We start from the raw sequence: 4,548 nt of genomic DNA, 5'->3' as shown, positions 1-4,548 counted from the left end.
CGCCGTCGCCGACGAGGCGCGCGGGCGCGGCATCGGGCGCGCGCTGGTCCGGGCCGCCGTCGCCGAGGCCCGCCGGCGCGGCGCGCGCCGCCTCACCCTGCGCGTGCTCGCGCACAACACCCCGGCCCGCTCCCTCTACGAGGCCGAGGGGTTCGCCGTCGAGGGCGTGCTGCCGGGGGAGTTCCTCATCGACGGCCGGTACGTCGACGACGTCTGCATGGGCCGCAGCCTGTAGGCCCCGGCCGCACCCGATCCGCTGCGGGAGCGGCTCACGAATCGATCAGCTCGCCCGTGTCCACCGGCGCCGTCGCCGTGGCCGCGCGCCGGGCGTCGCCCGCCACCTCGGCCGCCGTCAGCGCGTACCCCGTCTCGGCGTCCGAGGTGGACCGGGCGAAGACCACCCCGAACACCCGGCCCTCCGTGGTCAGCAGCGGGCCCCCGGAGTTGCCCGGCCGGATCGTGGAGCGGACCGAGTAGATCTCCCGGGTGACCGTGCGGTCGTTGTAGATGTTCTGGCCGGTCGCCCGCACCCGGCTCCCGACCGTCGCCGCCTGCAGGTCCAGCGCCCCGTCGTGCGGATAGCCCGCCACCACCGCCGCGTCCCCGCGCGCGGCACTGGGCTCGAACCGCAGCACCGGGGCGCGCAGCCCCGGCACGTACAGCACCGCCACGTCCCGGTCCGGGTCGAACAGCACCACCCGTGCCGGGTACGACCGCCCCACCCCGCCGATCCGCACGCTCGGGTCGTCGATGCCGGCCACCACGTGCGCGTTGGTCATCACCCGCTGCGCCGCGTACACGAACCCGCTGCCCTCGCGGCCCTCGGCGCCCGCGGCACCCTCGATCTTCACCGTGCTCAGCTTGGCGGCGCCGGCCGCGGCCGGGGTGACGCTGTCGCCGGTCGGCCGGGGCACCTGGGCCGTCGACTCGTTCTCGAACGGGTTGAACACCTGCGGGAAGCCCGCCTCGGTCAGCGCGGAGGTGGCCCGCGAGAACCACGCGGGCGTGGTCTGCGGCATCGCCTGCTGCACCGCGCCGAGCAGCGCCGAGTTCCGTATCGCCGTCGTCAGCGGCTGCGTCGGGGCCGCGCTCAGCACACTCGCCGCCACCCAGGCCACGATCAGCACCGCGACGCCGTTGGCCACCGCGCCGCCCATGCCGTCCGCCACCCGCAGCGGACCCCGGTCCAGCCCCCCGCGCAGCCGCAGCGCCAGCCGGCCCGCCAGCTCGTGCCCCACCACCGCCGGCCCCAGCACCGTCACCACCGCGAGCACCGTCGCCGCCGCCGTACCCCGCTCCGCCTGGCCCGTCACCCACGGCAGCAGCCACACGCCGACGGCCGCGCCGCCCACGAACCCGGCCAGCGAGACACACCCGGCCACCAGTCCGCGCCGGTATCCGGACACCGCGTAGACGACGATCACCAGCACGAGCAGCAGGTCGAGCAGGTCCACGGAGCCGCCTTTCTCTCGGACCCCTCAGTACGGACGGGACCGGTCCGCTGATCAGCACCCGCACGGGAGGCGGCCACCGGGGCCGGAACCGGTCACATACGTGTGTACCCTCAGGAACGACCCGGACCGGGACGATGGTTCCACCAGGTGGCACAGCGCACATCGCGGGCACGGCAGGTCGACCCGAGAGTGGGATCATGCGTGTCGTCCGAAGAGCGGTCCGGGGAGCGGCCCGAAGAGCGGTCCGGGGAGCAGTCCGAAGCGTGACCCGGGGAGCGGTCCGAAGCGTGGCCCCGGGAGCGGCCCCCACAGTGCCGAAGACCCGGAAACGGCGCACCGCGCCGACGCGCGGCACCCTGTTCGCCCTGCTCGGCTGCCTGCCCGGGCTGCTCGCCGTCGGCGCGCTCGTCGTATGCGCGAGCGGCGTCGAGCGCACCGCCGCGTCCCGCCTCGACCGGTCCGGCCACCCCGCCGCCGAGGGCCGGCCCTCCTCCGCCCACCGGGCCGCCCGGCCGCGCATCGTGCCCCGCTCCGCCTGGCTGGACCGCGCCACCGGACGCACCCAGCCGCCGCCGCGCTACGACGACAAGGTGGTCGCCGTCTTCGTCCACCACACCGACTCGCCCAACGACTACCCGTGCGCCGACGCGCCCCGCGTCATCCGCCACCTGTACGCCGGGCAGACCGGCGCCCGCCACTGGGACGACATCGGCTACAACTTCGTCGTCGACCGCTGCGGCACCATCTACGAGGGCCGCGCCGGAGGCGTCGACCGGCCCGTCACCGGCGCCCACGCGCAGGGCTTCAACCACCGCACCGCCGGCATCGCCGCCCTCGGCACCTTCACCGCCGGTGTCCCCGTGCCCCGGGCCATGACCGACGCGATCGCCGCCCTGGCCGCCTGGAAGCTCGGCCTGGCCGACGTCGACCCGCGCGGCCGGGCCCGGCTGGTCTCCAGCAGCGGCCTCAGCCGCTACAGGGCGGGAACCACCGCCACCCTGCCCGCCCTCGCCGGCCACCAGGACGGCTTCGCGACCAACTGCCCCGGCGCGGCCCTCGCCACCCGCCTCCCGGCGATCCGGGAACGCGCCGCGGCCCTGCAGGGCCGGACCCCGGCGACTCGGACCCCGACGTCCCGGACCCCGACGTCCCGGACCCCGACGACCCGGACCCCGGCGACCCGGAGCCCCGTGACCCGGACGCCCGCGACTACGACCCCCACGGGCCGGGCCCCCGCGGGCCGGACGCCCACAGGAGCGGCCACCCGCAAGGCCACGCCAACGGCCCCCCGCCCGGCCGGACGACCGGCCGGACCATCGCCCACAGCGAGGCCATAGGCGGCCCGCAGCCCGCCCCCAGCCCCGCCTCCTACGGTCGGACACGACAGCGGCCGACCGCAGGCGGGGACAGGTGAGCATCATGGACAGCAGTCGGCACGGCGGCCGTACCGGGTCCGCGCGGGAGCGCACCGGACGGACCCGGACCGCCCGCGGCCCCTGGGCGGTGGTGTGCGCGGCCGTGACCGTCGTCCTCGGCCCGGCCGCGGTCACCGCGTCCGCCCTCGACCAGGCCAACGCCGCCCCGATGCACCACCCGGTCAAGGCCGACCGGACCGGAGCCTCCCCGCCGGCCGACAGCACCCGCAGGCGCACGGCCACCGCCTGAGGCGCAGGCAGGGGACCGGCGTCACCCCCGGAACCGCGCCCACAGGCGGGGATACCGCTCGGCGAGCACCCGGTCGTCCTCCAGATCCAGGGGCCTGCCCTCCGGCTCGGCCGGCGCCGGGGCGATACCCAGGTCGGGCGCGACGGTGCCGGTCAGCTGCTCGTACGCCTCGTCCGCCGCGTACCCCAGCTCCTCGCCGTCGCCGTCGATCTCCTCGTCGAACTCGCCCAGCAACTCGGCCAGCGCGTCCGGCTCGTGCAGGGCACCCTCGAAGACCTCCCGGCCCTGGCCGATCAGCCAGCACCGGAAGAAGTCGAACGCGTCGTCGCTGCACCCGTCCAGCAGCAGCCAGGCGGCGCCCCACAGATCCCAGCGGTAGGCGCGGTTGTAGCGGGCCTCGAAGTGGCGGGCGAAGTCCAGGACCAGGTCGGGGTCCAGCTGGAGCAGCCGGTCCAGGAGCAGGTCGGCCTGCTCCTCGGGATCGCCCCCGGCGGCCTCGCGGGTGGAGTCGATCAGCTCCCAGAACTCCGTCTCGTCCATCACGGCACCAGCATCGGGCCTCGGCCGGTGGGCCGCACGCGGAGTACGGCGGATCGTCATCCGCCGTCCGTACGGCGGTACAGCGCGGCGAGCCGGGCCGCGTCCGCCGCGCACCGCTCCCGCAGGCTCGCCGGAGCCAGCACTTCCGCCTCCGGCCCGAGCGCGGTCAGCTGGCTGTGCGCGACCTCCTCCGACTCCACGGCCAGCGTCACCGTGACCCAGCCCTCGGCGTCGGGCGCGCCCGCCCCGTCCAGCGCGTCCCGCGCGGCGAGCGGGTCGACGGCGTACGGCAGCCGGCGCACGCCGTCCGGGGAGAGCCGTACGACCACCTCCGCGCGCAGGATCGACCGGGCGAACCGCTCGGCCTGGTCCGCCCAGAAGCCGGGCAGGTCGAAGTCCGGGTCGCGGTCGAACCGCTCGTCGAGCGCGGTCACCGACTCGAACCGGTCGATCCGGTACGTCCGGAAGCCGGCCCGCGGCCCGGCCACCCGCGCGCACAGGTACCAGACCCCCGCCTTCAGCACGAGCCCGTACGGCTCCAGCCGCCGCTCGACCGTGTCCTCCCCGCGCCGGTACACGGCGTCGATCCGCCGGTCGTCCCACACCGCCTCGGCGACCACGGGCAGCCGCGCGGGTGTCTCGGGCTCCCGGAACCAGGCCGGGGCGTCCAGGTGGAAGCGCTGGGCGGCGGAGTCGGGGGCGTCACGCAGGGAGGGCAGCAGCGCCGCCGACACCTTCAGCCGGGCCGCCGACGCGGCGTCCTCCAGCCCCATCTCCCGCAGCGCGCCCGGCACCCCGCTCAGGAACAGCGCCTCGGCCTCGCTGCGGGCCAGCCCCGTCAGCCGCGTCCGGTATCCGCCGACCAGCCGGTAGCCCCCGGCCCGCCCCC

Annotated in this window: 5 protein-coding genes and 1 pseudogene; 3 read left to right on the top strand and 3 right to left on the bottom strand. The window is 76.6% G+C overall.

The window, feature by feature from the left end:
• On the top strand, positions 1 to 235 hold a 235-nt coding region (locus CCN44_RS38065; RefSeq protein ID WP_143650286.1), incomplete at its 5' end, for a GNAT family N-acetyltransferase.
• A gap of 34 nt (positions 236 to 269) precedes the next feature.
• Here CCN44_RS38065 and CCN44_RS38060 read toward each other — a convergent pair.
• Positions 270 to 1,454, bottom strand: coding sequence for a MarP family serine protease (locus CCN44_RS38060; protein WP_059248928.1), 1,185 nt, complete (start codon positions 1,452 to 1,454; stop codon positions 270 to 272).
• A 356-nt stretch (positions 1,455 to 1,810) separates the two neighbouring features.
• On the opposite strand from CCN44_RS38060, the pseudogene CCN44_RS38055 reads away from it, so the two are divergent.
• Positions 1,811 to 2,563, top strand: a pseudogene (locus tag CCN44_RS38055) (peptidoglycan recognition protein family protein); the annotation flags it as partial.
• 310 nt (positions 2,564 to 2,873) lie between these two features.
• Positions 2,874 to 3,119 (top strand): hypothetical protein, encoded by a 246-nt coding sequence (locus CCN44_RS38050; RefSeq protein ID WP_059248927.1) that lies wholly within the window; start codon positions 2,874 to 2,876, stop codon positions 3,117 to 3,119.
• A 21-nt stretch (positions 3,120 to 3,140) separates the two neighbouring features.
• Here the strand turns inward: CCN44_RS38050 and CCN44_RS38045 are convergent, their stop codons facing one another.
• Together CCN44_RS38045 and CCN44_RS38040 are read right to left on the bottom strand one after the other, a co-directional pair.
• Positions 3,141 to 3,659 (bottom strand): DUF4240 domain-containing protein, encoded by a 519-nt coding sequence (locus CCN44_RS38045; protein WP_059248926.1) that lies wholly within the window; start codon positions 3,657 to 3,659, stop codon positions 3,141 to 3,143.
• 56 nt (positions 3,660 to 3,715) lie between these two features.
• Positions 3,716 to 4,548 (bottom strand): helix-turn-helix transcriptional regulator (locus CCN44_RS38040; protein WP_107502155.1); only part of this gene is annotated, 833 nt, incomplete at its 5' end.

It is taken from the genome of Streptomyces tricolor, from assembly GCF_002155905.1.
In the GTDB taxonomy this organism is placed as follows: domain Bacteria; phylum Actinomycetota; class Actinomycetes; order Streptomycetales; family Streptomycetaceae; genus Streptomyces; species Streptomyces tricolor.
The sequence above is the reverse complement of the archived record's forward strand: the minus strand, read 5'-3'. Positions and strand labels throughout refer to the sequence as shown.